The 4,145-nt window shown below is 65.3% G+C and carries 5 protein-coding genes and 1 pseudogene; 2 read left to right on the top strand and 4 right to left on the bottom strand.

The annotated features are described in order from the left end of the window. Window positions 1–366: 366 nt before the first annotated feature. From ON21_RS30665 to ON21_RS37530, 4 genes and pseudogenes are all read right to left on the bottom strand, one after another. On the bottom strand, window positions 367–693 hold the full coding sequence (locus ON21_RS30665; protein WP_039803794.1) for a DUF3467 domain-containing protein: 327 nt from the start codon (window positions 691–693) through the stop codon (window positions 367–369). A 111-nt stretch (window positions 694–804) separates the two neighbouring features. Next, window positions 805–1,332, bottom strand: a complete 528-nt coding sequence (locus ON21_RS30670; RefSeq protein WP_039803796.1) for a hypothetical protein — start codon at window positions 1,330–1,332, stop codon at window positions 805–807. Window positions 1,333–1,728: 396 nt separating this feature from the next. Beyond that, a complete protein-coding gene (locus tag ON21_RS38825) occupies window positions 1,729–1,905 on the bottom strand; it encodes a hypothetical protein (protein WP_157171038.1) in 177 nt (58 codons plus the stop codon). A 220-nt stretch (window positions 1,906–2,125) separates the two neighbouring features. Beyond that, window positions 2,126–2,313: pseudogene (locus tag ON21_RS37530) on the bottom strand (hypothetical protein); the annotation flags it as partial. Window positions 2,314–2,803: 490 nt separating this feature from the next. Between ON21_RS37530 and ON21_RS30675 the strand changes: the two are divergent. Together ON21_RS30675 and ON21_RS36585 are read left to right on the top strand one after the other, a co-directional pair. Further along, window positions 2,804–3,055, top strand: a complete 252-nt coding sequence (locus tag ON21_RS30675; RefSeq protein WP_039803798.1) for a hypothetical protein — start codon at window positions 2,804–2,806, stop codon at window positions 3,053–3,055. Beyond that, window positions 3,052–3,984 (top strand): recombinase family protein, encoded by a 933-nt coding sequence (locus ON21_RS36585; RefSeq protein ID WP_063821158.1) that lies wholly within the window; start codon window positions 3,052–3,054, stop codon window positions 3,982–3,984. The genes ON21_RS30675 and ON21_RS36585 overlap by 4 nt, the downstream gene beginning before the upstream one ends. Window positions 3,985–4,145: the final 161 nt, after the last annotated feature.

Consider the following 4,145-nt stretch of genomic DNA (forward strand, 5'->3'; position numbering starts at 1 on the left):
GTCGGGATCCGCTGTCGATCGGGGCGGCCGCGATAGTCTCGGCTGGTCCTCGATCCAGAGTCGAGGACGCCTCACAGCCGCTTCGGCCCCGGGACCCTGCACCGGGGTCGAAGTGTTGCCGGGCCCCGGCGCGATTCGGTGATGCGCCTCGGGCGGCGGTGTTTTCAGGGTGTGGGTCGTGGGCGCGGGGCGATGAGGGTTGGTCGGTAGCGGCGGCCGCCGACCGGTGTCGGCCGGTAGCGCACTCGCGGGTCGGGCACGATCGTGCAGTCACGACGGCAGCCGACAAAAGTGATCGGCCCGGGCACGGTCATCATCACAGCTTTTTCTCCTGCACTGCTAGAGCTTCGCGCAACCAGTGGGGATCTATTCGCCGAGGTGGGTGATGGGCCCGAATTGGTGTTCGTAGTTGCTCATCGCGTCGTTGAGGTTTTGCATCAACCGGAAGATCAACGCGGGCGGGAACTTCACCCGGGCGGTGACTTCTACAGGTTGGCGCATCACCGGGCCGCGGCTGTCGGCGGCGGCGGGTTCGGCGGGCAGGTAGACCAGGAAATCCAGGGTGAAGTCGGTGCGGTTGTACCAGCAGGTGAACCCGTTGGCATACACTCCCGCACTCCAGGCGTCGGGCACGATCACCTCGACATCGATGTCGCCCTCGGGCGGGCCGGGCGAGTTCGGGGCATCGCTCACGACCGCTCACCACCGGGGGTGGTGCCGGGCAGCGGCCGCACCGGTTTCCCGATGCGCCGCCACGCCGGCACCGTCCTCACAGAAGCCATCCTCTTCCGGGCCTCACCCCGGTCAGCGGCCTTCCAGCTGGCGGGCCTGCTGGCGGATCTGGTGCAGCTGCAACTCCCATTGCCCGGCGCGGTCCTGGGCGCGGGTGGCCTGGTCCTCGGCCTGCTGGGCGAGCTGGGTGGCCTGATCGGCCTGATCGGCCGCCGAGGACGCGCGTTGCTGGGACTGGCCGGCTTCGCCTTGGGCCTGCTGGGCTTGGGCTTGGGCACGGTCGGCCTCGCTTTGGGCCTGCTGGGCCTGATTCGACGCCAACAGCGCGGCCTGACGGGCCTGCTGCGCCTGCTGATTGGCCTGATTGGCGTTCTGCTGCGCGGTCTGAGCCTGGTTCTGCACCTGCCGGGCCTGGGACTGGGCCTGGCGAGCCAAACCGGCCGCTTGCATCGCGTACTGGCGCGCGCTTTGGGCCTCCTGGCGGGCTTCGTCCAGCCGCAGCCGCAGCATCTCCACCTCCCCACGCACATCCACCACATCCTGACGCTGGCCCTGCGACGACGCCGATCGGTTCTCCGTGCCCGTGTCCTGCGCTGCCATCTGAGTTCCCTTCCAAAAGTGTGGACGGTTGCATTTCCAACTGGGGACGAACTGGCTCGACCGGCACATACTCCCATCACCACCACCGGCCGTCAGTAACTTTGAAGCAATCTACCGGAAACGGTGGCGAAACACGCCGGGAACCAGCCATGCAACACATCCGAAACCAGCGCATTCCGAGGGCAAAATGGCCGACCGCAAACAGACCGATCGGTGTTATCGTGGATGGGTCGCCGGATCTCCCTCCTTTACATCCGGCGACCGGTTCGAGGGAGCTTTACGCGACTCGTCTCCCTACCCGCCCAGGACGCCCGCGCGCATGACGTCCTGGGCGGCGACATGTCCGGGCGCTCCAGGCCACAGGGACTCCGGCCAGCGGAACTGGCCTCCGGGGGTTCAGGGTGTTGCGGGCTGATCGGGGGCGTCGGTGACGGCCCATGACGATTCGCTGAGTTCGCCGTCGAACTGGCGTTCGCGGGCCAGGTAGCCGTGTTCGATGAGTTCCCGCAACGCTTCGGCGACCGCCGTGGAGTCTTCGGCGCGGCGGCGGTTCACCACGCATCTCGGCGTCATCCAGGCACACCGGCCAGCAGCCCGATCCCAGTCCCTTTCCCCCTCGGCCGCACCCCCCGAATAGTTCAGCGGATGAGCGGCGCGCCGGCAGACGCGGCGCGCAAGTAGCTACAGACCGTTTCACAGCTGATGCCGAATCCCATGGCCAACGCCAGTCTCCGTGCCGGGCTCCGATCCAAGGGCTCGCGAGACAGTCGAGGCACCAGCACAGAGACTGCGATCAGAACAATGTGTCGCGCACACGCAGCGGCCGGTACCCGGCCGGGCCGAGTGCGGCGAGTTCGGCGTCGATATCCACCTCGATCGCGTCGAAGAAATTGATGTTCTCGCTGTGCGCCGGGCAGATGTGAGCGAGCACGTGTAGTCGATGCGGCGGCCGGACCGCCGCATCTGCTCCACCGCCAGCCCCAACCGTCCGCCGGGCCCCGACCACGGCCGGGATCCACAAACACCACATCCGCCGGAGTCAGCGTGAAATACCGGAACAACTCTTCACGGCTGATCTCCGGACCCCCGCAGACACTCCAACTCCTCGTCCGCGAACACCCGCGTCGCCACGAACCCCGGCCTTCAGCCCGCCGACCAACATCATCGGCAACCAACCCAAGCACCAACCCGCCACACCCACACCACGAATACGAAAACTGTTCTCTACCAAGAAGCTCCGTCATATCCTCCTGATTTTCGACCCCTGCCAGTCGGCGCCCCCTGGAGGACCGATGGGGCAGTATGAATTTTCGGAGTCGCTTCAGTGCTGATGTCCTCGTATGGATCTCTAAAACGAATCGTTTTCACGAACCTTCCACGTGTACGGGAACACCCAGATAGCATGGTTTGCGTAACTCGATCCCGAAAACATCGTTCCTAAAATGATGTTCGCCAGTTTGGAGACCCATAGATGATCGGCACGCCCCGCACCGAACAAGTACTGCTGGAGCTTCGCGACGCCTCCACGGCGACCGAGCAGTCCTTCAGCCGTTTGATCGACTTCCCGGAGTTGATCGCCGGTCTGCCCGACGTCGCCGATGAGGACAAGGAACTCGCGGCGCAGTACGTGACCATGGCGCGTGAGGCGCTGTCGCGGGCGAGGAACCAGCTCGGCGCCGCCTACCACAAGCTCGGCGGCTATACCCGCAGCGAGGCGCGGTGACCCGCTACGGCTATGCGCGGGTATCCACCCGCGACCAGTCGACAGACCATCAGGTTGATGCTCTGCGGGCCGCCGGTGTCGCGGTGGAGGGCCTGTTCATCGAAAAGGTCAGCGGCAAGCTCTCTTCCCGCCCACAGCTCGACGCACTGCTGGCCAAGCTGCAACCTGGCGACCAGGTAGTGGTCACCCGGCTCCGGCGCATCGGCCGCAGCCACGCGCATCTACTCGACCTGGTGCGCAGGTTCGGCGAGAACGACATCGACTTCATCGTGCTGGAACAGGGCATCGACACCTCCACCCCGGGCGGACGATTGATCTTCCACTTCCTCGCCGCCCTGGCCGAGTACGACCGCGAGCTCATCGTCGAGGGCACCCTCGACGGTCTCGCCGCCGCCAAAGCCCGCGGCCGGGTCGGTGGTCGGCCCCGCGCCCTGTCCCAGCTCCAACTCGACCAGGCCCAGCGCATGTACGACGAAGACAACCTCACCATCGATCAGATCGCCCACACTCTCAAAGTCGGTCGCTCCACCCTCTACCGGCAGCTCGGCGCCTACGAGGGTGACTGCGCCCTGGTCGTCTATCGAAACAGCAAACCCAAGGTCAATCCGGACACCAACCGCCGCTACGGCGAGACGAAGCAATCGGAAAAGGTGCAACTCGACGCCGACCGGAAATGGTGGCCCATCGCCGCGGCGCGGCGCCCGAAGCTCAAGGCCATCGTCTACGTCGTCGACGGTGTGGTCACCCGGGTCCGCGCTGTCGAACCCGCAGGGCAGTGGCACGAAGACGACCGCGGCTATGCCGACGTACCAGTCACCAAACCACTCACCGACATCCAAATCGCCAAGCAACTGCCTACCCTCGAACTTCAGCTCGGCGACCCACGCCCCCACGTCAAAGGCAAACTCCGCGAGTACATCCCGCTCTGATCCCGTCTGCGGCTGATGACACGATCCTTACCGGCACCCCACCTTCCAAGATCACCCACACTATCGCAGATAATTTACGGAGTCACCCCGCTCCGGGCGGGGCATCGCGCCATTCCGGATCGGAGTCTATCGCAGATAATAAGCTATTATCTGCGGTAGAT

Source organism: Nocardia araoensis NBRC 100135 (genome assembly GCF_000308435.1).
GTDB classification, from domain to species: domain Bacteria; phylum Actinomycetota; class Actinomycetes; order Mycobacteriales; family Mycobacteriaceae; genus Nocardia; species Nocardia araoensis.